The 23,531-nt window shown below is 54.8% G+C and carries 23 protein-coding genes and 1 tRNA gene; 20 read left to right on the forward strand and 4 right to left on the reverse strand.

Features of this window, described 5'->3' with window-relative positions:
• The 9 genes from O3297_RS19050 to O3297_RS19090 all read left to right on the forward strand — a co-directional run bounded on the left by O3297_RS19050 (position 1) and on the right by O3297_RS19090 (position 8,261).
• Positions 1-954 (forward strand): ATP-binding protein, encoded by a 954-nt coding sequence (locus O3297_RS19050; RefSeq protein WP_305049432.1) that lies wholly within the window; start codon positions 1-3, stop codon positions 952-954.
• Positions 951-2,048 (forward strand): TniQ family protein, encoded by a 1,098-nt coding sequence (locus O3297_RS19055; protein ID WP_305049433.1) that lies wholly within the window; start codon positions 951-953, stop codon positions 2,046-2,048. The genes O3297_RS19050 and O3297_RS19055 overlap by 4 nt, the downstream gene beginning before the upstream one ends.
• A 533-nt stretch (positions 2,049-2,581) precedes the next feature.
• Positions 2,582-3,070, forward strand: a complete 489-nt coding sequence (locus O3297_RS19060) for a 3'-5' exoribonuclease (RefSeq protein ID WP_305049434.1) — start codon at positions 2,582-2,584, stop codon at positions 3,068-3,070.
• A 446-nt stretch (positions 3,071-3,516) separates the two neighbouring features.
• On the forward strand, positions 3,517-4,371 hold the full coding sequence (locus O3297_RS19065) for a hypothetical protein (RefSeq protein ID WP_305049435.1): 855 nt from the start codon (positions 3,517-3,519) through the stop codon (positions 4,369-4,371).
• Between the two features lie 4 nt (positions 4,372-4,375).
• Entirely contained in the window at positions 4,376-4,672 is a 297-nt protein-coding gene (locus tag O3297_RS19070) for a hypothetical protein (protein WP_305049436.1), read from the forward strand.
• A gap of 201 nt (positions 4,673-4,873) precedes the next feature.
• Complete coding sequence (locus O3297_RS19075) at positions 4,874-5,803, forward strand: reverse transcriptase family protein (RefSeq protein WP_305049437.1); 930 nt, start codon at positions 4,874-4,876, stop codon at positions 5,801-5,803.
• Positions 5,804-6,269: 466 nt separating this feature from the next.
• A complete protein-coding gene (locus O3297_RS19080) occupies positions 6,270-6,500 on the forward strand; it encodes a hypothetical protein (RefSeq protein WP_305049438.1) in 231 nt (76 codons plus the stop codon).
• 539 nt (positions 6,501-7,039) lie between these two features.
• Positions 7,040-7,909: a head GIN domain-containing protein gene (locus O3297_RS19085; RefSeq protein WP_305049439.1), complete on the forward strand. Its 870-nt coding sequence runs from the start codon at positions 7,040-7,042 to the stop codon at positions 7,907-7,909.
• Between the two features lie 70 nt (positions 7,910-7,979).
• The gene (locus O3297_RS19090) at positions 7,980-8,261 is read left to right on the forward strand and encodes a YkgJ family cysteine cluster protein (RefSeq protein ID WP_305049440.1); all 282 of its coding nucleotides are present in this window, start codon (positions 7,980-7,982) and stop codon (positions 8,259-8,261) included.
• Between the two features lie 19 nt (positions 8,262-8,280).
• On the opposite strand, the gene O3297_RS19095 is transcribed toward O3297_RS19090, so the two are convergent.
• Positions 8,281-9,264, reverse strand: a complete 984-nt coding sequence (locus O3297_RS19095) for a DUF5655 domain-containing protein (protein ID WP_305049441.1) — start codon at positions 9,262-9,264, stop codon at positions 8,281-8,283.
• Between the two features lie 229 nt (positions 9,265-9,493).
• On the opposite strand from O3297_RS19095, the gene O3297_RS19100 reads away from it, so the two are divergent.
• The 7 genes from O3297_RS19100 (at position 9,494) to O3297_RS19130 (ending at position 17,243) form a co-directional block, all read left to right on the forward strand.
• Complete coding sequence (locus O3297_RS19100) at positions 9,494-10,264, forward strand: DeoR/GlpR family DNA-binding transcription regulator (RefSeq protein WP_305049442.1); 771 nt, start codon at positions 9,494-9,496, stop codon at positions 10,262-10,264.
• A 33-nt stretch (positions 10,265-10,297) separates the two neighbouring features.
• Positions 10,298-11,446 carry an MFS transporter gene (locus O3297_RS19105; RefSeq protein WP_305049443.1) on the forward strand — a complete coding sequence of 383 codons (1,149 nt, stop codon included), beginning with the start codon at positions 10,298-10,300 and terminating at the stop codon, positions 11,444-11,446.
• A 156-nt stretch (positions 11,447-11,602) separates the two neighbouring features.
• Positions 11,603-12,448 (forward strand): undecaprenyl-diphosphate phosphatase, encoded by an 846-nt coding sequence (locus tag O3297_RS19110; RefSeq protein ID WP_092607358.1) that lies wholly within the window; start codon positions 11,603-11,605, stop codon positions 12,446-12,448.
• A 6-nt stretch (positions 12,449-12,454) separates the two neighbouring features.
• Entirely contained in the window at positions 12,455-14,278 is a 1,824-nt protein-coding gene (gene recQ / locus O3297_RS19115) for a DNA helicase RecQ (protein WP_099389180.1), read from the forward strand.
• Entirely contained in the window at positions 14,278-14,772 is a 495-nt protein-coding gene (locus O3297_RS19120; RefSeq protein WP_034785860.1) for a hypothetical protein, read from the forward strand. The genes recQ and O3297_RS19120 overlap by 1 nt, the downstream gene beginning before the upstream one ends.
• Positions 14,773-14,816: 44 nt before the next feature.
• A complete protein-coding gene (locus O3297_RS19125) occupies positions 14,817-15,794 on the forward strand; it encodes a LysR family transcriptional regulator (RefSeq protein WP_070281717.1) in 978 nt (325 codons plus the stop codon).
• A gap of 162 nt (positions 15,795-15,956) precedes the next feature.
• A complete protein-coding gene (locus tag O3297_RS19130; protein WP_034785857.1) occupies positions 15,957-17,243 on the forward strand; it encodes a Glu/Leu/Phe/Val dehydrogenase in 1,287 nt (428 codons plus the stop codon).
• A gap of 141 nt (positions 17,244-17,384) precedes the next feature.
• Here O3297_RS19130 and galE read toward each other — a convergent pair whose 3' ends face one another.
• The 3 genes from galE to O3297_RS19145 form a co-directional block, all read right to left on the reverse strand.
• On the reverse strand, positions 17,385-18,404 hold the full coding sequence (gene galE / locus O3297_RS19135; protein ID WP_305049444.1) for a UDP-glucose 4-epimerase GalE: 1,020 nt from the start codon (positions 18,402-18,404) through the stop codon (positions 17,385-17,387).
• A 147-nt stretch (positions 18,405-18,551) separates the two neighbouring features.
• Entirely contained in the window at positions 18,552-19,232 is a 681-nt protein-coding gene (gene trmB, locus O3297_RS19140; RefSeq protein ID WP_305049445.1) for a tRNA (guanosine(46)-N7)-methyltransferase TrmB, read from the reverse strand.
• Positions 19,233-19,324: 92 nt separating this feature from the next.
• Positions 19,325-19,398, reverse strand: a tRNA-Gly gene (locus tag O3297_RS19145).
• 298 nt (positions 19,399-19,696) lie between these two features.
• Here O3297_RS19145 and O3297_RS19150 point away from each other — a divergent pair.
• The 4 genes from O3297_RS19150 (at position 19,697) to O3297_RS19165 (ending at position 23,527) form a co-directional block, all read left to right on the forward strand.
• Entirely contained in the window at positions 19,697-19,957 is a 261-nt protein-coding gene (locus O3297_RS19150; protein ID WP_151097319.1) for a hypothetical protein, read from the forward strand.
• A gap of 301 nt (positions 19,958-20,258) precedes the next feature.
• Positions 20,259-20,615, forward strand: coding sequence for a diacylglycerol kinase (locus O3297_RS19155; protein ID WP_305049446.1), 357 nt, complete (start codon positions 20,259-20,261; stop codon positions 20,613-20,615).
• A 251-nt stretch (positions 20,616-20,866) separates the two neighbouring features.
• The gene (locus O3297_RS19160) at positions 20,867-22,285 is read left to right on the forward strand and encodes a mannose-1-phosphate guanylyltransferase/mannose-6-phosphate isomerase (RefSeq protein WP_305049447.1); all 1,419 of its coding nucleotides are present in this window, start codon (positions 20,867-20,869) and stop codon (positions 22,283-22,285) included.
• A 312-nt stretch (positions 22,286-22,597) separates the two neighbouring features.
• Positions 22,598-23,527 (forward strand): NAD-dependent epimerase/dehydratase family protein, encoded by a 930-nt coding sequence (locus tag O3297_RS19165; RefSeq protein ID WP_305049448.1) that lies wholly within the window; start codon positions 22,598-22,600, stop codon positions 23,525-23,527.
• The last annotated feature ends 4 nt before the right edge of the window (positions 23,528-23,531 follow it).

Below are 23,531 nucleotides of genomic sequence, written 5' to 3' on the forward strand. Positions count from 1 at the left end.
ATGCTAAATGAAAGCCTAATAGCACGTGTGGCTGAACTCGATAAAGTCATCATTCTGCACGCTGCTTTCGAGAAGGCAGTGCTGGGAATCGAGGAATGCGTTTTGAAATCCCGGCATTATCTTGAACCGGTTGGGAGTCTGGTTCTCGCCGAGGCAGGGCTGGGTAAAACCACAGTGAGCCGTGCACTTCTGGCCCGTATGCCGATTTCAATGGAGCGCGACGCCCACGTTGAAAGGACGATTGTCCCAGCCTTTTATTTTGAAATCCCATCACCAGCTACCGTCCGATCCGTCGCTGCTAGCATGCTTAGCGCGCTCGGTGCGAACGCATCGACCTCTGGGAAATCAGCGCAATACCTCACTGAACGATTATGCACTCTGTTGGAAAGGTCGAAGACGATCTTGGTGTTTGCAGATGAAATGCATAACTTGTTTGGCGATAAGAGCCAGTCATCGATAACGAACAATCAAGTCCGCAACTGGATCAAGACGTTGGTAAATCGCACAGGCATCTCTTTTTGCCTTGTGGGTAATCCCGTCTTCGAACCGATTCTGTCTGAAGACGGTCAGCTAGCACGCCGATTCCCCATGCGATTTCACTTGTTACCACTGATGCCGGGGGATCAAAGCAATCCGGGCGAGTTAGTCCCATTTATGGATGAGGCGATCAGAAAGGCGAAGCAACGGCTTGTGCTTGCATCACTCCCTCAATTTGATAGCCTCTACAGTGCAACGCAAATATACGCAGCGACCGGGGGAATTCCATCCTTCGTAGTCGCGCTGATCAAACAGGCTGCCCTAGAAGCGCTAACATCAGGTACAGAACATGTGACCCTTGAGAATTTTGCTGCTGCCTGGGATTGTGGCACAACGGCGGAGGCAAGCATCGTCAACGAAAATCCATTTCGGCTATCACATGGCGCACTAGCAACGGCGATGCGGAGGCGCGCATGACGAACCGCCTACTCTTCCGCCCAATCCCATTCAAGGACGAAACTGCCGCAAGCATCTTGATACGTGCAGCCAAAGAAAATGGCCACGCATCTGTGTATCAGCTACTTGCCGGGAGCGGTATGTCAATCAATGAGCCAAGTTTGCGGGCTGCAATTATCGACCCTGGTCGATTCGTCGCTATCGTCAGACAACTTGGCCTAACGGATGACGCGGCAGCACTTTCGCTCAAGCGCGCTTCATCATCAAGACGGTCATCGCGCCGATATCACGCCATTGAGATACCTGACCGCTGCTTTCGGCGGGATGACGCAAGAGCATTTTGTGCAGCTTGCTTGACTGAACTTCCGTACTGGCGACAGCAATGGCTGGTCCGTCCTTTTGCAGTCTGTATTCGGCACAAGTGCCTATTGGTAGACCATTGCGTTCATTGCAAACGGATTCCATCGATCGGCAGAAGCGAAATCGCCGCATGCAATCATTGTCAGACCTCTTTGCTGACTATGCACGGTGCGCCGGCAAACACTGAGGTCATGCAAACAATAGAAGAACTGCTGAAGTCAGCCGACGCCGCCGCAGTGAACAGCGTGCTTGAATTTTGGAGTGCCCTGGAGCGTTTCGATGAACTGGACGATAGCCCGGCCAACGAATATGCCCGGCTCGAAGTTGCCGTCGCATTCTTCCGGAGCGAAGTCACAGCGGTCGAACATGTGGCGACTCAGGTTGTGCCGCGCATTCCCGTTACGGGTCCGCGCATTCAACTCTTGCCATTTTTATCAGGAAGTTCCTCACTCAACCGCTTCGGTGAGGAAGTCTTGAGTCAAGTGTGGCCACTGACCCAGATCGGTGCAGCGGAGTCGCGACTATCTCATCTAAGCAAGAGCGAAGTTTGCATAATTTTGAAGATGCCGCCCGCAAAGCTGACGCGGCTAATCACAAGAGGTGCCATCAACTGGCCAGATGACGGCAGTCGTCAGCAAAAAATTGCGATAACGGAAAGAGAACTGCGAGAACACGGATTTTCGCAGACCGAAATCCTTTACCTATACCCTGATGTGCCTGACTGCTCATTTAGACCACGGGCTCGGCCAGTTTAGAAGCTTCAACGCTACCAGATCAGCCATGAAAAACAGAGGTGACGTTCGCAGCGCGGTCAACCAGTCAGCGATCTCGACAACATCGAAACGCCAACTAAGGTTTCTACCTTGGCAACATAAGAATGCGGCTTGCGGAGTCGTTAAGTGAGTTCGATTGGTGTGGCCCCCACCTTTTCCCTGAACGCAACAAATCATTCAATAAGTAGGATGGAGCGTAGTTCATGGACGGATTTCATCCGTCCATGTAACCATCTGATAAAAATTATTCCAAAATAGGATTGTAGTTCACAGCGACAGAAAAACTCGTAACAATCACTGCACACTGGTATCGTTACGGCCATGTTTTAATTCAAACAACGTCTGCCAGCTGACGCTCGCTTAATCTGCCAATTCTTGCTGCACGCCCAGCTTCTGCCGTTTCTGCGCGATAATTTTACTAGTTACTACGGTGTCCATGATATGCCGCATACGGCACAATGATGATGAGTAGCAAAGAAAAGTGCAGCATGCTGCACATTACATGTGGGGACTAAATGCTAATTTTCCTTGACACTGAATATACCGATCCAGTGAACTGTGACCTCATCAGCATTGGCATGGTCGGTGAGGACGGCCAAAATGAGTTGTATCTGGAACGCTCAGATTTTCGGGTGGAATGGTGTAATCCGTTTGTCCACTCCACCGTGCTGCCTTTGCTTGGCAAGACTGGCCAGGCTATGGACCGGTCCCAGCTAAGGACACAGGTGGCATCATGGTTCTTAACGCTGCCTCGTAGCGTTACTATCGCGTGCGACAGCATCACGGACTGGAAGCTACTCGTTGCCGCGATGGATGGAATATATCCGTCGAACCTGACCGGCCGTTACGATTTACGTGGGCATATCGACTCATCTGAATTTCATCATGCCGTAATCCGATATCATGAACGCTATGGGCCATGGCACCATGCTTTACACGATGCGCGTGCGCACCGGCATGGGTGGCTTGCTTGGCAAGATGGCAGAAAGAATCAGTACGCCTAATGCCTAAAGAGCGCTGAATTTAGCCAAAGTTGCGTGGGCTCCTTCTCAGGAATTCTTAAAAAATAGCAAATTTTGCAATCTAGTATTTTTATCATGCAACGAGGGGCAATGGTGGTGGATGATTGCAGTGTAGAAATGCGCAATCCTATGCGATTTAACATTAACTGACTTATTCGCTTAAGATCTTGGAAAGTGAAGGTATTTCGAAATATCCTTAAATTGAGAACATGAACGCAGCAAAATTTTTCAAGATAACAAATATTTTTATAGGCTGCGAAGAGCCTTAATTTTTGTATCAATTTAACACATCTTAAAGTTGGCTTTTACATTTCCATGTTTTTTACCATCATATATGCTATCTTTATGCTATGCCATTATTTAAAGTTGGAAGTGTTTGACGATTTTTAATAATTTCTATTTTTCCGCAAACCAAGGTTTAATTTTATATGTCATTAGCCGCAGTGAAAATTTCGCCAGAAGCTCTTAAAGATATGATGGATTTATTTTCCGTTCAGCCATGGCTTATGAATTTACATGAGGAAATGGTAGCGCTATGGAATTTATGTGAAACTCGCGAAGAGCAAAACTTAGTTAAAAGCCTTGTTTCCAAAATTTGCATTCTGGATGCAGCAAAAGAATTGTTAGCTTGCAGAGGAATTAATCAGAAAATTCAAAATTGGAATCTTGTACCAAATAATACGTGGATTGTGGCTGCAGCAAACAATAATGAAATTGATGGATCAACAGCCGGTTTACAAAGGTTAAAAAATAAGATTGAACCTGCTGATGATTGGCATGCACGATTTGTAGGGAACATTCCATCTGCTGTAGATAAGATAAAAGACGGGCAAAACGTAGTTATTTTTGACGATTTTATTGGCTCCGGAGATAAACTAATAAAGAAGAGGAAATGGCTGGCCAGCTTGCTGGAAAAGCGTGCGATTGTAAATATAAATTATTACTATATTGCATTTTCAGCAATGAAATTTGGATTTGAAAATATTGAAAATATCGAAGAGAAAAGAATTTATGCGCATTTTTTGCTAAACAAAGGGATTAGCGAAACTTACCCAAAGGATGAAGCTGAGAAAATGATAGACGTGATGATTAATTTGGAATCACGGCTTGGTTTAAATTATAAAAATAAAAAAATTGAACAATTTTCACTTGGTTATGGAAAAAGCGAGGCTTTGTATTGCGCAGAAAATGACAACTGTCCAAATAATGTATTTCCAATATTGTGGTGGCCAAATTTAAAAAATGGGAAAACATTAAAGACACTGCTTAAACGAGTAGGATAAATTTATGGAATCCATTGAAACTCCGCTGAAAGAATTTGTATCAATACTCAAGGACAAACAATGGCATGAAGTGTATGAATTTCACCAGACCTATCATCTATCTCCGGTTGAAATATTTAGGGTTATAGATGTTTTATTAAAAAATTCAATAATAGATAAAGTTGGATATAATATTCGGATTGTCGATAATCTGACAAATTCACAGATGGCTTTCCTAAATCGCATCCAGAAGACAAAGCGTCCTTTAGTTTTAGATCTCTATGAGCCAAACCACTTGACGAGAGGGGGGAATCGTGTATGATCCAACAAGGGATTTCCCAGTAGCAATCGAAGGTGTATCCGCCTTTATTATTCAGGCTGCTTTTAGCCACTGAATAAATGTAACTCTGCTTCTCCCCCTCCGGGGCTCTGCCCCTCCAGGGCAGAAGCAGAGTCAAATTCATTCACTGACGTGAATAATTTGTGTGTGAAATAATAGTCCGTACTGGGAAATTCCTACTTTATGAAAAATGTCCAAGATTATTATTCATTTGTTGACCTGCTAGAGTTAGATGATGCTACTGCATCTACCATTCCCGCAATGCTCGCTGGCACACATAAATTTTATCGAATTTTTCAAATACCTAAACGTGCTGGCGGATTTCGAAAAATTTCATCACCTTATCCTTCACTTGCATTAGTCCAAAGAAAAATATTAGAGAAAATTTTATTGGACTTTGATGTCCATTCAAACGCTTTTGCATACAAGAAAAAGTCTAATGCAGTTCTACATGCGGCTTGCCATGTAAAAAATGATGAATTGCTAATCTTAGATATACAGGATTTTTTCCCTAGTATTTCTAGACAAATGATATTTGAGAGCTTGCAGCAAGGTGGTATAAAGAATGAGATTTGTGGATTTATTTCATCACTTTGTTCATCGGATTCTGGACTGCCGCAAGGGGCATCCACGAGTCCAATATTAAGCAATATTATCTTCAAGAATTTAGATGACCGTTTTCTTCGCTTGGCCCGCTCGCTAAATTTAGTTTATTCTCGATATGCAGATGATCTCGCATTTTCTGGAGATCGTATACCACGATCGCTACCGAATATCGTTGAGCATATTTTAAAATCAAAAAACTTCAATTTAAATAAAAGCAAGACAAAATTAAAAATAGCAGGCTCAAAGAAAATAATTACGGGCGTTTCAATATCTAGAAAAGTATTAATGGCACCTAAGCAATTCAAACGCAAACTGCGAGCACAAATATACGAGATAGAGAAATTTTCCGAAAATTTATCAGGCATTTCCAATTTAGACCCGTTTGTATATGAGCGAGTATTAGGCAGGATCAATTATTTGTTGCAGATTGAACCAGCCAACGAATTTGCATTAGAGAAAAAAAGATTTCTTAGCGCCCGCCATCAAGATTTCCTTGCATTAATTTAAAATTAAAATCACAATGGTTAGTATGGGAATTTTTAGAATAAATACATAATAAGAGATGAGAAAAATTTCCTTCAGGTTAGCTCTAGCCTATGCCCTTACGTTGCCGGAAACTTTCGTTTAGGTCCAACTACGAGATGCACTCTTGGAAATGCACGCAAATCAACTAGTAAAGCTAGACAATTTGGTGGCTAACAGTAGTTCATAACTACCCGTTGTTGAAGACGTTAGCTTCAACTTCGCGGCTTACAAACTTACATAAAATTGTCTCATCAATTGATGAATTTAAATCATCAATTTCTGGATAAAGATACCCTTTTTATCAGAAAATTGTCTCGCCAACTACTGAATGTTCACACGTCATCTTCAATGTGTAAAGTAAGGCTAAGCGCCCTTATCTTTAATGAAGCCTTAAAGACACCATCAAAAAAACTTAACGGAACGATTTTAGACTACATTGAGTTATTGTATGTCTGAAGTTCCTTGCGCATTGTGCCTGATCGAGACTTTGCACCGCATGTATTCCCTCTGGCACGCCATCCACGACATACAGCGCATCGGCATGCAACTCCGCAGGCAAAGCAAATATCCAATTTCCGATAGTGCGCTCAAGGCTTGTAGGGCACAGCGAAAGCCGCAGCATAGTCATTTCGCCAACCTATTGAAACTGTATGCCAGCGGATATGCAGCAGAACAATGAACGTATCTTTTGATCAATTGCCATCCTCGCGTCCTTTCGCTCTACCACGTAAGTGGACTATGCTGATGTGCTTACACGTCGAACAACGTTAGCACAGGCCGCTGTACCCAGCGCACTTCGCGATAGCCTAACGGATGGCCAGTTAGTAGAGTGCAAGCTTATGTGTCGCTTTCAGACCGTAGTGCAAGTTTATCTGTCGTTCAGTGCAAATTTATGTGTCGCCGAAATTCGTAAGTCCCTGTTTTTTCATAACGTCAGGTGCAAACTTATGTGTCGTCCAACGGCAAGACACTTGGCCAGGCTGCCAACTCCCCGTATTGTACCCTCCGCGCCAGGGTCGGCGGCACCGCCCTTTGCCGCCCTGACCTTCGGTAACGGGTGAGCCAGAATGCGTTTCAGCCCCCATTTTGCGCAGTTCATCGCATTTCCCTTCAAACCACCGTGCCGCCTTGCTATCTTCTCATCGACAGCACGGCAGCCGCGGCGCGGCAGCCGGCTTTTTTCTTGTCCTGAACTAAAACAATCATAAAGGAAACACCATGCGTACCTTGCTGGCCCTGTGCTGTGCCGTTGTTCTCGGCGGTTGCGCCATCGTCATCAACCCCAACGACGGCGAAGTGCGCTATGCCGAATCGGGCGGCAATGCCATCCAGGGCAACGGGCAAGCAAGCCGCGACATGCGCCAGGTCGGCAACATCAACGCGCTCGACATCGACAACATGAAGCGCATCGATATCAAGATCGACGTGCGCGTCGGCCCGACGGCATCGCTGGTGATCGAAGCGGACAACAATCTGCAACCGTTGATCCATAGCGACGTAAACGGCAACACCCTGCGCATCTGGAGCGATACGAACATTCGCAGCAGCAATGGTATCCACGTCATCTATACGACGCCACAATTGAAGAAGATCAACATCTCCGGCTCGGGCCGCCTGGTGGTCAGTGGCCTGAATGGCGACGATTTCAGCCTGGAGCAGCGCGGTTCGATGAAAAGCGAACTGTCGGGTAGCGTGGGACGCTTCGACGTGGCCAACAATGGTTCCGGCAGCATCAACGCGGCGGCCCTCGCCAGCGGCAACACGGACGCGGTGCAGAACGGCTCGGGCAGCATCCAGCTGGGCAGCGTGCGCGGCGAACGCATCAACGTGGCCGTCAATGGCTCGGGCAGCATCAGCGCCAGCGGCACCGTGCAGCGTCTCGATGCCAACGTGAATGGCTCGGGCGATATCAACCTGGCGTCGCTGCGCAGCGACGTTGCCTATCTGGCGAGCAACGGTTCCGGCGACATCGACGTCACCGTCCAGCATGAAGTCAACGCCCGCGCCAGCGGTTCCGGCCGCATCACCGTGCATGGCGACCCGGCCCGCCGCACCCTGTCGGGCAAGCGCGTCAGCATCGTGCGCTAATCGCGCCCTGGCGACGCATGGGAGCCGGCTTGCTATACTGTCGGCTCCTCACCCGCCCGTCTGAAATCCCATGTCACCATCTGCCACCCTGGCATGCCGCCCCTCGTGCGGCGCCTGCTGCACCGCACCGTCCATCACCAGCCCGATTCCCGGCATGCCGGATGGAAAACCGGCGGGCGTGCGCTGCATCCAGCTGGCTGACGACAACCGTTGCAATATTTTTGGCAAGCCGGAGCGGCCCGCCTTTTGCGGCGGCTTGCAGCCATCGGCAGACATGTGCGGCAGCAGCCGCGAACATGCCATCCGCTGGCTGGCCGAGCTGGAACAGGCAACAGCGCCGCACAACGGATAGAGGCATAGGCCCCCAGTAACTACGTTTTCACGCTACTCCGACCTGCATACGCGGCAAAAATGTACGGCTTTGCAGCATCCAGTTCCGCGAGCGTGCTGATGTTGATCTCCAGATTACCCGTCCCCCAATGCCCGATGGCGCTCACGTCGCGCGCTTTTGGCAAGACGTGCAAGACGGGCGCCGGGTCGATGTGCAAATAGAGCACGAGGCAATTCTTCTTGTGTATCACCACCGTCGCAAAGTTTTTCAGCCGTTTGAAAGCCAAGTACAGGCGCAGCTCCTTACGCTCAACGTCATCCCCCAACGACATCGTGTAATCCTCTAGCGAGGCCAGCAACTGACGCATGGACTCCGACAGACCTGCCAGGATTTCTACAAATGCCCTGTCTGGTCCCGTCGGCTTGTGCGTACCCCCATCTGCGGGCCCAGCCGCCATTGTTTCCAAGCTGGCTGGCACCGATGTCTGGCGCTTGGCGGGGCCTTTCTTTGTTGCGGGATCCATGCCGGCGCTTGCGGATTCAAGAAGAAGCAGATCCTCTGCAAATCGGCGATAGCGAATAAGTTCGATCGTCCGGCCTATTTGCTGGACGGCATGGCTATCAAACTTGGTAAAGTCGGCCGCAATGCAAATCACCCGCGGCGCGCTCCAATCGATGGCCTCCGATGCCAGCTTGCCTAGCTTGTCGAGGACCAGCAGTTTAAAGTCTGCCTGATGGTCCATCAGCCAATCCAGGTAGTACAAACCTTGATTGATCACATTTTCGCCAACCGACCGTTTGTATTCAAGAATGACCGGGCAATTGTTCTCATCCAATCCAAGGGAATCGATGCGGCCAGCATGCGTCTTTCCGGTCGAATACTCGCTCGCCAGAAAACGGATGCTTAGCAAAGTATCGAGGTTTGCCTCAATCAAGGTTTGCAATGGTTTTTCCAGGTCCGATGCGCTACCTTGCAGTTCCTGGGCTTGGCCATGGGCCAACTTGAAAAGTTTAATGTCGCTCATCCGCCTGTTTCCCTTATTCCTCGGCAAGCAAACACCAAGGTGCATCACGATATCGGCGATGAGCATAAACGTAAATTTATCTTTCTTGCAAATTCATTTGTGACAGGACTGCCGTGGGCAGTCCCTGCCTGCTCCTATCCTGAGCACGATGCCTGCAGCAAGTAAACATTGACGCACTTTGCACGTTTGCGTATATTCATGCACATTCCTGCACGTTTCAATATACCCCATGTCCGCCACTCTGCTCCTCAAACAACGCCACGCACTGATCCAGCAACAATTGCACGCCGATGGCCGCGTGCTGGCGCTGGATCTGGCCCGCCAGCTCGACGTTTCCGAAGATACAATACGCCGCGACTTGCGCGAGATGGCGGCGGCCGGCCTGTGCCAGCGCGTGTATGGCGGCGCCCTGCCGCTGGCGCCCGATGGCGGCACCTTGAGCCAGCGCAAGCAAGAAGCGCCCGAGCGCAAGGCGCGCCTGGCGCAGGCCGCCGTGTCCCTCGTGCGCGCGGGCCAGGTGCTGTTTCTCGATGCGGGCTCGACCAACCTGGCCATCGCCAGCGCGTTGCCAGAGTTGGCGCTCACTGTCGTCACCAATGCGCCAGCCATTGCCATGGCCCTGATGGAACGCCCGGAAATCGAACTCATCATGGCTGGCGGCAGGGTCGACCGCCGCGCCGGCGCCAGCCTGGGGCCACAGGCCTTGCGCACCGTCGAGCGCATGCATCCCGACCTGTGTTTCCTCGGCGCTTGCGGCGCGGACGCGGACGCGGGCGTGACGGCGTTCAACTACGACGAGGCCGAGTTCAAGCGCAGCATTGCCGGCGCCAGCAAGGCGGTGGTGGTGGCCGTCACCAGCGACAAGCTGGGCACCGCCGCGCCCTTCGGCGTGCTGGCCACGGGCTTGCTGCAGCACCTGGTGCTGGAAGCCGATGCCGACGCAGCCCACGTGGCCGCCTTTGGACGGCTGGGCGTGCAAGTGCTGCGCGCCCGCGCCTGATTTTATCCACCCCGACCTTTGAAAAGTTCCATCATGCATCTCACCGGCACCCTGCAACAACGCGCCACGCGCCTGGTCTTCTTCGCCGCCGGCCTCGGCATGGCCGCCTGGGCCCCGCTGGTTCCCTACGCCAAGTCGCGCCTGGGCCTCGATGAAGCCACCCTCGGCATTTTGCTGCTGTGCCTGGGCGCCGGCTCGCTGTGCGCGATGCCGTTTACGGGCATGCTCACCAGCCGCTTTGGCTGCCGCAAGGTCATCGTTGGCGCCGGCCTGCTGCTGACCGCCGTGCTGCCAGGCCTGGCGCTGGCGGCCACGCCGCTGCAGCTGGGCCTGGTGCTGCTGGTATTCGGCGCGGCCATGGGCACGTTTGACGTGGCCATCAACATCCAGGCCGTGATCATCGAAAAAGCCAACGGCGGCGCCATGATGTCGGGCTTTCATGCCCTGTTCAGCGTGGGCGGCTTCGCCGGCGCGGCCTGCATGGCCCTGCTGCTGTGGCTGGGCCTGACACCTGCCTGGTCCTGCGTGGTGGTGATGCTGCTGCTGTGCGGCGTGCTGGGCGCGGCGCAAGGCCATCTGCTGCCGACGGCGTCCGCCTCCGGCGAAAAGACGCCGCTGTTCGTCATGCCGCATGGCGCCGTCATTTTCATCGGCTTGCTGTGCTTTATCGTCTTCCTGGCCGAAGGCGCCATCCTCGACTGGAGCGCCCTATTCCTCACCACCACGCGCGGCGTGGAAGAAGCCAAGGGCGGCCTCGGCTACGCCGCCTTCGCCATCGCCATGACGGTAGGCCGGTTTACTGGCGACAAGGTGGTCAGCCGCTTTGGCGGCAAGCGGGTGCTTACTTTCGGCGGCTTGTGCGCAGCGGCAGGCTTCTTCCTGGCCGTGCTGGCGCCGCACGCCGGCCTGGCCATGCTCGGCTTCGTGCTGATCGGCCTGGGCGCGGCGAACATCGTGCCCATCCTGTTCACGGCGGCAGGCCAGCAGCACGCCATGCCGGCCAGCCTGGCGGTGGCGGCCATCACCACCATCGGCTACGCGGGCATCCTGGCCGGCCCGGCCGTCATCGGTTTCGTCGCGCACGCCACCAGCCTGAATATCGCCTTCTCCATGCTGGGCGCCGCCCTGCTGCTGGTGGCGGCCAGCGCGCGCCTGGTGGCGCCGGCAAAACAGGCTGCCTGAACCCTCCCCTTGCCTGGCGGGCGGCGGCAAAAAACCGCTGCCCGCCAGCGCCCAAATCGGCTCGACGGGCCTCCGGCATGGTAAGCTTCGACCCCGCGCACATTGCTGGCGCCACGCGGTCACCCCATCCTGCCACTTATACCCGTTTATACATCTATGGATCTCATTCTTGCGTTAAAAGCCATCATCATGGGGCTGGTCGAAGGTTTTACCGAATTCTTGCCGATTTCGTCCACGGGACATCTGATCCTGGCCGGCAGCCTGCTCGACTTTACCAAGGATGTATCGAAAGAAGTCATGGATGTCTTCGAGATCGCCATCCAGGCCGGCGCCATCCTGGCCGTGTGCTGGGAATACCGCCAGCGCATCGGCAACGTGCTGACCACCTTCGGCAGCGAAGCGAAGTCGCGCAAGTTCGTGCTGAACGTGGCCATCGCCTTCCTGCCCCTGGCCATCATCGGCCTGGCCATCGGCAAGATGATCAAGCACGCGCTGTTCAAGCCAGTACCGGTCGCCATGGCATTCATCATCGGCGGCATCGTGATTTTGCTGGTGGAGCGGCGCGCGCGCACCAATCCCGTCACCGTGCGCGTCAACTCGGTCGATGAAATGACGCCGTTCGACGCCTTGAAAGTGGGCTGCGCGCAGGCGTTCGCGCTGATCCCCGGCACCAGCCGTTCCGGCTCGACCATCATCGGCGGCATGCTGCTGGGCCTGTCGCGCAAGACGGCCACCGAATTCTCGTTCTTCCTGGCCATCCCGACCCTGCTGGCGGCCACCTTCTACTCGCTGTATAAAGCGCGCGACATCCTGTCGGCCACCGACGTGCCCCTGTTCGGCCTGGGCACCGTGTCCGCCTTCATCTCCGCCTTCCTGTGCGTGCGCTGGCTGCTGCGCTATATCAGCTCGCACGACTTCACGTTTTTTGCCTGGTACCGCATTGTGTTCGGCTTGCTGGTGTTGGCCAGCGCCCACTACGGCTGGGTTGTTTGGGCAGAATAAGGCACTATGAATCAAGATCTTAATCAGCGCGCGCTGCACCTGCTGCAAACCGTTTTCGGCTACCCGGCCTTTCGCGGCCAGCAAGCCGACATCGTCGACCACGTCAGCCACGGCGGCGACGCGCTGGTACTGATGCCCACCGGCGGCGGCAAGTCGCTGTGCTACCAGATTCCCGCCCTGCTGCGCGACGGCGTCGGCGTCGTCGTCTCGCCGCTGATCGCGCTGATGCAGGACCAGGTGGATGCGCTGGAAGAAGTCGGCGTGCGCGCCGCCTTCCTCAATTCCACGCAGACTTACGAAGAAGCGAGCCGCATCGAGCGCCTGGTGCGCACGGGAGGCATCGACGTCGTCTACGTGGCGCCCGAGCGCCTGATGACGCAGCGCTGCCTGGACCTGTTCCAGGCCTCGAAGATCTCCCTGTTCGCCATCGACGAGGCGCATTGCGTGGCCCAGTGGGGCCACGACTTCCGCCCCGAATACATCAAGCTGTCGGTGCTGCACGAGCAGTTCCCGGACGTGCCGCGCATCGCGCTCACGGCCACGGCCGACCCGCAGACGCGCGCCGAGATCGCCCTGCGTTTGCAGCTGGAAGACGCGCGCCAGTTCGTCTCGTCCTTCGACCGTCCGAACATCCGCTACCAGATCGTGGAAAAGGCGAATGGCCGCAAGCAGCTGCTCGACTTCATCAACACGGAACACGCGGGCGACTGCGGCATCGTCTACTGCCTGTCGCGCAAGAAAGTCGAAGAGACGGCGGAATTCCTGAACCAGAGCGGCATCCGCGCCCTGCCGTATCACGCCGGCATGGAGTACGCCAAGCGCAGCGCCAACCAGGCGCGCTTCCTGCGCGAAGAAAACATCGTCATGGTCGCCACCATCGCCTTCGGCATGGGTATCGACAAGCCTGACGTGCGCTTCGTGGCGCATCTGGATCTGCCGAAAAGCATCGAAGGCTATTACCAGGAAACGGGGCGCGCGGGCCGCGACGGCATGGCCGCCAACGCCTGGATGGCGTACGGCTTGCAGGACGTGGTGCTGCAGCGGCGCATGATCGACGAATCGGAAGCGGACGACACCTTCAAGCGCGTGCTGGGCGTGAAACTCGACGCCATGCTGGGCCTGTGCGAAACGCTAAGCTGCCGCCGCATGCGATTGCTCGAATACTTCGGCGAACCGGCTTCGCCGTGCGGCAATTGCGACACGTGTCTGGTGCCGCCCGTGTCCTTCGACGGCACGGTGCCCGTGCAAAAACTGCTGTCGGCCATCTACCGCGTCGACCAGCGTTTCGCCGGCGGCCACGTGATCGACGTGCTGCGCGGCGTGGAATCGGAACGCATCAAGACCTGGCACCACGATGCACTGTCCGTCTTCGGCATCGGCTCGGACCTGGGCGAGGCGGAGTGGAAAGCTATCCTGCGCCAGGCCATCGCGCTGGGCCTCGTCTCGGTCGACCATGAACAATACAGCTCGCTGAAACTGACGGACGCCTCGCGCCCCGTGCTCAAGGGCGGCCAGAAGGTGCAGCTGCGCCAATACCAGAAACCGGTGAAAACCAGCAAGCGCAGCACCAGCGTGGCGAAGGGTTATGTCGAGACGGACCTGTCCACCAGCGAACAGGCGATCTTCGACAAGCTGCGCTGGTGGCGCGTGGAGACGGCGCGCACGCACAACGTGCCCGCCTACGTCATTTTCGTCGACGCCACCCTGCGCGAAATCGCCAAGGCCAAACCCACCTCGCTCGAGCAGATGCGCGGCGTGAGCGGCGTGGGCGAGAAAAAACTGGCCTCGTACGGCGACGAAATCGTCGCCATGATCCTGGAGATGATTTGATGGAAGATTTGATGGAAGCACTCTCGTCCGACCTGATCTATCAGGCCGTGAAAATTCTCGGCGCCCAGCCCGACGCCGAAGACGCGGTGGAAGCGCAAGTACGGTTACTGGTGCAGGACGATCTCACCGTGCGCCGCCTGGCCGACGTGGTGCCGGAAGCCTTCGGCCTGGTGCTGGTGTCGCACCTGCCCGGCGCCGACAACATGACCCTGCCCGATACCTTCTGCGCGCAGGACGAGGACGGCGAGTGGGTGGAGTTCCCCCTGCGCCGCGAGCCGATCTTTGTCGTCGCCGCGGATATCGCCCAGCATACCTTCCACAACGGCCCGCGCGCGCTGATACAAAACCTGGCCAGCCGCAGCTCCTTGCTGTCGGCCATCAACAAGGCGTTGAATGCGGGCGGCTCGCTCGAAGGCACGACCCTGGGCCCACCGTCCTTCTTCGGCCTGCCCGCCGCCCTCTACCAGCCGGCGGCATCGCCCGATACGCCCTGACCACTTTACCTTGCCTCTGCCCTTGATAACGGAATGCTGCCGCGATGGAAACCAAATGGCTGGAAGACTTCATCTCGCTCGCTGAAACGCATAATTTCAGCCGTTCCGCGGCCCTGCGCCACGTCACCCAGCCGGCCTTTTCGCGGCGCATCCAGTCGCTGGAAAACTGGCTCGGCATCGACCTGGTCGACCGCACCTCGTATCCCACGCGACTGACGCCGGCCGGCGCCGTATTCTACGAGCAGGCGCTGGAAATGCTGGGGCAAATCAACGGCGTGCGCGCCCTGTTGCGCGGCAAGCGCGCGGCCACGCAAACGAGCGTCGATTTCGCGGTGCCGCATACTTTGTCGCTGACCTTCATGCCGAAATGGCTGACGGCGCTGGAAGAAGGTTTTGCGCCGATCAACAGCCGCCTGATGGCGCTGAACGTGCACGACGCCGTGCTGCAACTGGTCGATGGCGGCTGCGACCTGCTGCTGTGCTATCACCATCCGCGCCAGCCGGTGCAGCTGGATCCGGGCCGCTACGACATGCTGGTGATGGGCCGCGAAACCCTGCGCGCGTATGCGCGCTGCGGCCAGGACAAGGTGCCTGACTTCGTCCTGCCCGGCAGCGCCAAGGAGCCGCTGCCCTTCCTCTCCTACACCAGCAACGCCTATCTGGGACGCATGGTGGAATTGCTGGTGGCAGACGCCAAGGCGCCCCTGTTCCTGGAAACCTGCTATGAAACGGACATGGCCGAAGGCTTGAAAATGATGGCGCTGGAAGGCCGTGGCATCGCCTTCCTGCCCGAGTCGGCCGTCATGCGCGACGTCAAATACAAGCACCTGGCGCGCGCCGATGGCGGCGCGCCAGGCTGGGAAATCGAGCTGGAAATCCGCTTGTACCGCGAACGCCCATCGAGCCTGCGTCCCGGCAAGCAGATCGTCGAAAGCCTGTGGCAATACCTGGTGCAGGCGCAGGATGGCAAGGCGCGCATGGGCAAGCGCCGCAAACGCGCCACCGAGGCCGTCCGGTCCTGACTGGCAATCCTGGCAACACAACTATGCAATAAATGCATAACCGGATGCGCACAAAGCATTGGCCGGGGCATGAGGCTATCGCCTACGATGCGGTTCCGCTGCGCGCAGCTGCATATCGGCTGTGCCTCTAACGTATTCGTATTGTCCAGGAGCTTATCAAGCATGACCAGCAAGCACGCACTTCCTTCCTACCTGAATCCTGAAGACCTTGGCCCATGGGGCGTCTACCTCGAGCAGATCGACCGCGTTACGCCGTACCTGGGCAACCTGTCGCGCTGGGTGGAAACGCTGAAGCGTCCAAAGCGCATCCTGACGGTCGACGTACCTATCGAGCGCGATGACGGCACCATTGCCCACTACGAAGGCTACCGCGTGCAACACAATCTGTCGCGCGGCCCTGGCAAGGGCGGCGTGCGCTTCCACCAGGATGTGACCCTGTCGGAAGTGATGGCCCTGTCGGCCTGGATGACGGTCAAGAATGCAGCGGTCAACGTGCCATACGGCGGCGCCAAGGGCGGTATCCGTGTCGATCCGAAGACCCTGTCGCGCAACGAACTGCAACGCCTGACCCGCCGCTACACGAGCGAGATCAGCATGATCATCGGACCGAACAAGGATATCCCGGCGCCGGACGTCAACACGAATGAACAAGTCATGGCGTGGATGATGGACAGCTACGCCATGATCGGCGGCAATATGTCGACCGGCGTGGTGACGGGCAAGCCAATTTCGCTGGGCGGCAGCCTGGGCCGCCGCGATGCGACGGGCCGCGGCGTGTTCGTCGTCGGTTGCGATGCGGCCGCCAAGGTCGGCATGTCGCTCGAAGGCGCAAAAGTCATCGTGCAAGGTTTCGGCAACGTGGGCGGCGTCGCTGCACGCATGTTCGCTGAAGCCGGCTCGAAAGTGGTCGCGGTACAAGACCACAAGACCACCGTGGTGCATGCCGGCGGCCTGAACATCCCGCAACTGCTGGCACACGTGGCCGAAGTGGGCAGCGTCGAAGGCTTCCCGGGCGCCGAGGCATTCGTGCCGCGCGAAGATTTCTGGGGCATCGATTGCGACATCCTGATCCCGGCCGCGCTGGAACAGCAGATCACGGCTGAACGCGCACAAGTCATCCGCGCCAAGATCATCCTGGAAGGCGCCAACGGCCCGACCCTGCCGGCAGCGGACGACATCCTGACCGACCGCGGCGTGCTGATCGTGCCGGACGTACTGGCCAACGCCGGCGGCGTGACCGTCAGCTACTTCGAGTGGGCACAGAACTTCTCGAGCTTCTTCTGGACGGAAGAAGAAATCAACAGCCGCCTGACCCGCATCATGCGCGAAGCGTTCGACGCGGTATGGCAAGTGTCGCAAGAGAAGAAAGTGTCGATGCGTACCGCCACCTTCATCCTGGCATGCACGCGTGTTCTCCAGGCTCGTGAAGTGCGCGGCCTGTATCCTTAATGGCTGCCTGAGAAAAAGCCCAGGGCGTTATTGCTTCGCCTAGCCCCGGGCATTTTTCAGGCGCCATTCGGTTGATGGCGCTCTAAAAAAATCCCGCCACACTTGCGTGTGAGCGGGATTTTTTGTATCTGCCGGGCTTGTTTACGCCGCGTAGCCTTGCGGGTTCTGGTGCTGCCAGCGCCAGTGGTCGCGGCACATGTCGTCGATGTTTTTCTGCGCTTGCCAGCCCAGTAATTGCTTCGCCTTGTCAGCCGAGGCATAGCAGCTGGCGATGTCGCCGGGGCGGCGCGGCACGATGTCGTACGGGACTTGGCGACCGCTGGCCGCTTCGAAGGCGCGCACGGTATCGAGCACGCTGTAGCCGTGGCCCGTGCCCAGGTTGACGGTAAAACCGCCCTCGGTGGAAAACAGCCGGTTCAATGCGGCCACATGGCCCAGCGCCAGGTCGACCACGTGGATATAGTCGCGCACACCCGTGCCATCCGGCGTATCGTAATCGTTGCCGAACACGGCCAGGCGCTCCCGGCGGCCCACGGCCACCTGGGCGATGAAGGGCATCAGGTTGTTCGGAATGCCGGCTGGATCTTCGCCGATCAAGCCGCTGGCATGCGCGCCGACCGGATTAAAGTAACGCAGCACGCCGACTTGCCATTGTGCATCGGCATGCACAAGATCGGCCAGGATCTGCTCGACCATCAGCTTCGAGCGGCCGTAGGGGTTGGTGACGGACAGGCGCGACGCTTCCAGGATCGGCAAGGCTTCCGGATCGCCATACACGGTGGCCGACGAGCTGAATACAAAACGCTTCACATTCGCCGCCGCCAGCACTTCCAGCAGGGCCACAGTGCCCGTTACATTGTTGTCCATATACATCAGGGGCTGCGCCACAGATTCGCCCACGGCCTTCAAGCCCGCGAAATGGATCACGGCATCGATGGCGTGTTCGCGCAGGACGGCGGCCATCGCAGTACGGTCGCGCACGTCTGCTTCATAGAAGGGCACGCTTTTGCCGGAGATGCGCTCCACGCGCGCCATCGCTTCGCGCGCGCTATTGCACAAATTATCCACTGCAACGACATCAAAACCGGCAGCCAGCAATTCGACACAGGTATGCGAACCGATGAAACCGGATGCGCCGGTCACGAGTATTTTCTTGGACATAATATCAATCAATGCAAAAAAGATAAGATTACCGTAATTCGCCCACCTTGCCTAGCCAGCGCACGATAGCGCGCATTAAAAAAGCCTGCGGCGTCGCTGCGGCAGGCTTATTCTCGTGCAAACGGCACAGGTGGGCAAACCGCCAGGTTATTTCTTGATGAACATCAGATCCCACACGCCATGGCCCAGCTTCAAGCCACGGTTTTCAAACTTGGTCAGGGGACGATACGCCGGTTGCGGCGCATAGCCGTCGGCGCTATTGTGCAACTGCGGCTCGGCGCCCAGCACTTCCAGCATTTGCACTGCGTAATCTTCCCAATCGGTGGCGCAATGCAGATAGCCGCCCGGCGCCAGGCGATCGGTCAATTGCTTGACGAATGGCGACTGGATCAGGCGGCGCTTGTTGTGGCGCGCCTTGTGCCATGGATCGGGGAAGAAAACGTGGATGCCGGCCAGCGAATTGGCCGGAATCATGTGCGTCAGCACTTCCACCGCATCGTGCTGCAGCAGGCGCAGATTCGTCAGCGATTCTTCGCCGATCAGCTTCAACAGGCTGCCGACACCGGGCGTATGCACTTCAACACCAATGAAATCCTTCTCCGGCATGGCTTTGGCGATATGCGCAGTCGTCGCGCCCATGCCAAAACCGATTTCCAGGATCACGGGCGCCTTACGGCCAAACACCTGCTCGAAGTCCATTGGTTCTTTGGCGAAAGGCAACAGGAACTGCGGCCCCAGAGTCTCGAGCGCGCGCGCCTGCGCGACAGACAGCCGTCCCGCGCGGGTCACGAAACTGCGGATGCGGTGTTCGGTCGGATCGTACATCATCGGCCGCGCCGGGCCGTTTGCTGGGGTATCAGAAGACATGGGAATGGAGAAATAAGTGGCTGCGCCGCATCAAGCCAGGCGCCAGCGAAAAATGGAGCGGGTGAAGGGAATCGAACCCTCGTCGTAAGCTTGGGAAGCTTCTGCTCTACCATTGAGCTACACCCGCGAAGCCTGCATTTTACGCGGTATGGCAAGGACTTGGCAAACTTGTGCGGCGCGTCGAATTCATTGGGAATTCTCGCGAAATTAATAAAAAATTAATTCAGCCACATCGGCACGTCAGCGTTTTTTGTCGATAGAGAACAACATTGCGGGTAGACAGGCACAGTGAATGCGCTGGTATACGGCTAAAAAAGAAGAAATTATTGTCACCGCGAACGGTGTGACGCAGACTAGCAAGAGAAATGTTGCTACAATCGCGTGACAGTTTAGCATTCCCGCTGTTCAACCTAAAAGGATATCCCATGAAGAAAATTCTGATCGCTTCGGCAATCCTGTGCTTCGCTTCCGCACAAGCCATGGCTCAAACGACGGCACCAGTTGGTGGAGCACCTGTTCCACCAGCAGCGGCACCAGCAGCTGGCGCTACCGGCGCTGCCGCCGGCGGCACTATTGCCGGCCTGAGCACAAGCGCCCTGATCGCAATCGGCGCAGCAGTTGCCGTTGTGGCCGGTGCAGCAAGCTCGGATTCGACCACCGCGCACACCACTCCAACCCACCATTAATACCTGGCTGCCCAGGCAGCGACAGGTAGGCCCATCCTGCAGCTTGATGTAGAGCCGAAAGGTGAAGGCCTGGTACCGCAATAGTTGACATACTCAAACATGTCAACTATTGCAATAAAAGCCCTTTTCATTTGAAAACGGGCTTTTTTACTTTTTATCAAACATCAAAAAGATTGGCACCAATCTTTCTGCTGTGGACGAATGATGTCATATCGTATGGTCATGCCTGCGATCCTCATCTATTCATTGAGAGATCCGCCTTTATGTCAGTCAAATATCCCGCGCCATTGCTTCAGTTGCCATGAAGAACCAGCCCTTCTTCAAGCGCATGGGATTTGCCCTACAAGGCATAGGCGCGGCCTTCCGCATGGAGTCGAGCTTCCGCCTGCAGTGTCTGGCTGCCCTGATGGTGCTCGTCGTACTCTGTTGGTACCAACCGCCCTTGATGTGGTGGGCCCTGCTATTGCTCAATTGCGGCCTGGTTCTGGCTGCGGAATTGTTCAACACCGCACTGGAACATCTGATTGATCACCTCCACCCATCCCTGCATCCCAGCATCAAGATTGCCAAGGACTGCGCTGCAGGTGCAGTGTTGCTCCTCAGCATGACCGCCATATGCGGGTTTGTTGCTTTTTTGCTTGAAAACGTTGTGCGCTAGTAAGAATACAGGGGCGGCAAACTACAATACAAGACGAACGAAAGTACATGCCCAATAGAGTCGAGAGAAAATACAAAGATTCTTGTAATTTATTAAAATACTGCCCCTGCTTACAACATTGACTTTTTTTCCAGCATATATGTCCACCTCCCTACATAAGAGTACGGCAAGCTGGGCGAGCCTCAAGATATGCCAACTGACCAATTATTCGATACTGTCCAATATTATATTTAATTTACATTGATGCATAAATGACTACTCCCCTCGTACCAGTGATTCTTTGCGGCGGCTCCGGCACACGTTTATGGCCGCTTTCGCGCGAGGCATTCCCAAAGCAGTTTCTGCGCTTGTCGACCCAGGGCAGCATGCTGCAACAAACGCTGCAGCGCCTGGCTGACATTGACACTGTGTCGCCAGCACTGCTGGTATGCAACGAATCCTCGCGTTTCATTGTCGCGGAGCAAGTGCGTGAGATCGGCCTGGAAAATAGCCGCATGTTACTTGAACCCATGCGCCGCAATACAGCACCGGCGATCGCCTCAGCCGCCTTGCATGCGATGGAGAATGGCGAAGATCCGTTACTGCTGGTGCTGCCATCGGACCACGTCATCTTGGATACCGCGGCCTTCCATCGTGCCATCGCGCTGGCGCGCACTGCTGCAGAGGCAGGTAATTTGTTAACTTTCGGCATCACGCCAACGGGACCAGAGACCGGATACGGCTATATTCGCGCCGAAGGCGCTGCAAGCGGGCAAGTTCAGCGCGTACTTGAATTCGTGGAAAAGCCGGCCCTGGAGCTCGCAGAACAATATATCGCCAGCGGCGATTACTTCTGGAACAGCGGCATGTTCCTGTTCCGCGCCAGCCGCTATCTGGAAGAGCTGGCACAGTTCCAACCCGCAGTCCTGGCCGCGTGCCGCGCTGCCATCACCGCCGCAAAAAGCGACCTCGACTTCATTCGCCTCGACAAGGATGCCTACGCTGCCAGCCCCGATATCGCCGTCGACTACGCGGTCATGGAGCGCACCAGCCACGCTTCTACCATCGCCCTCGATGCAGGCTGGAATGATATCGGATCCTGGAAAGCAGTCCTCGACGTGGCGGAAAAGGATGCCAGTAACAATAGTGCCAACGGCGATGTGCTGATCCAGGATTGCAACGATTGCCTTGTGCACAGCACTAGCCGCCTGGTCACCGCCATCGGCATGCGCAACACCGTCATCGTGGAAACCGCCGATGCCGTGCTGGTCATGGATGCGGATCAGGCACAACAGACGAAAACCATGGTCGCGCAGTTGATCGCCAGGGAGCGTCCCGAGGCCACCATGCACCGTGAAGTCTTCCGTCCGTGGGGTTCCTATGATTCCATCGGTAATGGCGACCGCTTCCAGGTCAAGCGGATCACTGTCAAGCCTGGCGCCAAGCTGTCATTGCAAATGCATCACCACCGCGCCGAGCACTGGATCGTGGTATCCGGCACTGCCCAGATCACCAATGGCGACAAGGAATATTTGCTGACCGAAAACCAGTCCACCTACATTCCCCTCGGCGTCGTCCATTCCCTGGCCAACCCGGGCAAGCTACCGCTGGAATTGATTGAAATTCAATCGGGTAGTTACCTTGGGGAAGACGATATTGTCCGGTTTGAAGATCGTTACGGACGAATCTGACGAATGAAGGAGCGCAAGGCTGCTACCAATATAACAGTAGGGCATACGCTTCGGAGTTTTCCAGCATGGCAGGCAACACGTCATATTTTTAATTTTTTAGAATGTAAAAAAATAACAATATTTTGCCAATTTTCCAGATACATCATTCAGATTATATAAAATCAGAGATTATCATTAGCGCCCATTCATGAAAATATTTTCTAAAGTTTAATTAATTTCTATCTACAATATAGATCAGATAAATAAACTCATTTGCGGCATCCCCGAAAATGAATAATAAAATATTTTCCTGCATAAAATTTAGGAATTTACATGAAAGTACTTATTATCGGTGGATCAGGTTTTATTGGATCACATATTGTTGATAAATTCCTTAAAGAAAATTGGGAAGTTACTATTTTTGACAGGCAGCGTGAAATATTTCGCCCGGAACTTACTGGTTTCACGTTCGTAGCGGGCGATATAAAAAATAAGGTGCTTCTTGAAAGCATCGTAGCAAGAAACTTTGATGTTATAATTTACTCTTTATCAACAACGACTCCGAAGACGTCGAATGACGATCCGGAATTCGATATTGCATCAAATCTGATTCCGACCGTAAATCTGCTGGATATCTGTACGCGACACAAGACCGGGAAAATTATTTACTTATCCAGTGGCGGCTCCATCTATGGCGACTCGGACACCGAAACCCATAATGAAAGTGATTCGGTATTTCCGATTTGCTCCTATGCAATTACCAAACTTGCAGCCGAGAAGTATTTATACATGTATGAAAAACTACATGGATTGAACTATACGGTGTTAAGGATTTCCAATCCATATGGACCCCGGCAAAATCCCATTTCCAAGCAGGGTGTCATTTCAGTCTTCCTGCATAAGATATTGAACGAACAGAAAATAGAAATCTGGGGCGACGGAAATATTGTCAGAGACTACATTTATGTTTCCGACGTCGCCACGGCATGTTTCCAAGCGGCCTACAGTACCAAAAACGGCATCTGCAACATTGGTTCAGGTATCGGTATTTCCCTCAAGGATTTGGTCGACATTTTGGCGGCACAGACCAATCGCAAACCGGAACTGGTATGGTTGCCCGAACGCGGAGTCGATGTTCCCAGGATCATTCTGGATTGCACGAATGCTGAAATAACACTAAACTGGAAACCCACGGTGTCGTTGAAAACAGGATTGAACAACACTATCAATTGGCTGAATGAATACTCGACAATGTCAATTTGATTAT

This window comes from Janthinobacterium sp. SUN128, from assembly GCF_030587275.1.
Classification (GTDB): Bacteria; Pseudomonadota; Gammaproteobacteria; order Burkholderiales; family Burkholderiaceae_D; genus Janthinobacterium; species Janthinobacterium lividum.

Excerpts from the sequence above, each read along its gene's own strand:
- O3297_RS19050 (WP_305049432.1), top strand. The coding sequence starts at position 1 with ATGCTAAATGAAAGCCTAATAGCACGTGTGGCTGAACTCGATAAAGTC.
- O3297_RS19055 (WP_305049433.1), top strand. The coding sequence starts at position 951 with ATGACGAACCGCCTACTCTTCCGCCCAATCCCATTCAAGGACGAAACT.
- O3297_RS19060 (WP_305049434.1), top strand. The coding sequence starts at position 2,582 with ATGCTAATTTTCCTTGACACTGAATATACCGATCCAGTGAACTGTGAC.
- O3297_RS19065 (WP_305049435.1), top strand. The coding sequence starts at position 3,517 with ATGTCATTAGCCGCAGTGAAAATTTCGCCAGAAGCTCTTAAAGATATG.
- O3297_RS19070 (WP_305049436.1), top strand. The coding sequence starts at position 4,376 with ATGGAATCCATTGAAACTCCGCTGAAAGAATTTGTATCAATACTCAAG.
- O3297_RS19075 (WP_305049437.1), top strand. The coding sequence starts at position 4,874 with ATGAAAAATGTCCAAGATTATTATTCATTTGTTGACCTGCTAGAGTTA.
- O3297_RS19080 (WP_305049438.1), top strand. The coding sequence starts at position 6,270 with ATGTCTGAAGTTCCTTGCGCATTGTGCCTGATCGAGACTTTGCACCGC.
- O3297_RS19085 (WP_305049439.1), top strand. The coding sequence starts at position 7,040 with ATGCGTACCTTGCTGGCCCTGTGCTGTGCCGTTGTTCTCGGCGGTTGC.
- O3297_RS19090 (WP_305049440.1), top strand. The coding sequence starts at position 7,980 with ATGTCACCATCTGCCACCCTGGCATGCCGCCCCTCGTGCGGCGCCTGC.
- O3297_RS19095 (WP_305049441.1), bottom strand. The coding sequence starts at position 9,264 with ATGAGCGACATTAAACTTTTCAAGTTGGCCCATGGCCAAGCCCAGGAA.
- O3297_RS19100 (WP_305049442.1), top strand. The coding sequence starts at position 9,494 with ATGTCCGCCACTCTGCTCCTCAAACAACGCCACGCACTGATCCAGCAA.
- O3297_RS19105 (WP_305049443.1), top strand. The coding sequence starts at position 10,298 with ATGCATCTCACCGGCACCCTGCAACAACGCGCCACGCGCCTGGTCTTC.
- O3297_RS19110 (WP_092607358.1), top strand. The coding sequence starts at position 11,603 with ATGGATCTCATTCTTGCGTTAAAAGCCATCATCATGGGGCTGGTCGAA.
- recQ (WP_099389180.1), top strand. The coding sequence starts at position 12,455 with ATGAATCAAGATCTTAATCAGCGCGCGCTGCACCTGCTGCAAACCGTT.
- O3297_RS19120 (WP_034785860.1), top strand. The coding sequence starts at position 14,278 with ATGGAAGATTTGATGGAAGCACTCTCGTCCGACCTGATCTATCAGGCC.
- O3297_RS19125 (WP_070281717.1), top strand. The coding sequence starts at position 14,817 with ATGGAAACCAAATGGCTGGAAGACTTCATCTCGCTCGCTGAAACGCAT.
- O3297_RS19130 (WP_034785857.1), top strand. The coding sequence starts at position 15,957 with ATGACCAGCAAGCACGCACTTCCTTCCTACCTGAATCCTGAAGACCTT.
- galE (WP_305049444.1), bottom strand. The coding sequence starts at position 18,404 with ATGTCCAAGAAAATACTCGTGACCGGCGCATCCGGTTTCATCGGTTCG.
- trmB (WP_305049445.1), bottom strand. The coding sequence starts at position 19,232 with ATGATGTACGATCCGACCGAACACCGCATCCGCAGTTTCGTGACCCGC.
- O3297_RS19150 (WP_151097319.1), top strand. The coding sequence starts at position 19,697 with ATGAAGAAAATTCTGATCGCTTCGGCAATCCTGTGCTTCGCTTCCGCA.
- O3297_RS19155 (WP_305049446.1), top strand. The coding sequence starts at position 20,259 with ATGAAGAACCAGCCCTTCTTCAAGCGCATGGGATTTGCCCTACAAGGC.
- O3297_RS19160 (WP_305049447.1), top strand. The coding sequence starts at position 20,867 with ATGACTACTCCCCTCGTACCAGTGATTCTTTGCGGCGGCTCCGGCACA.
- O3297_RS19165 (WP_305049448.1), top strand. The coding sequence starts at position 22,598 with ATGAAAGTACTTATTATCGGTGGATCAGGTTTTATTGGATCACATATT.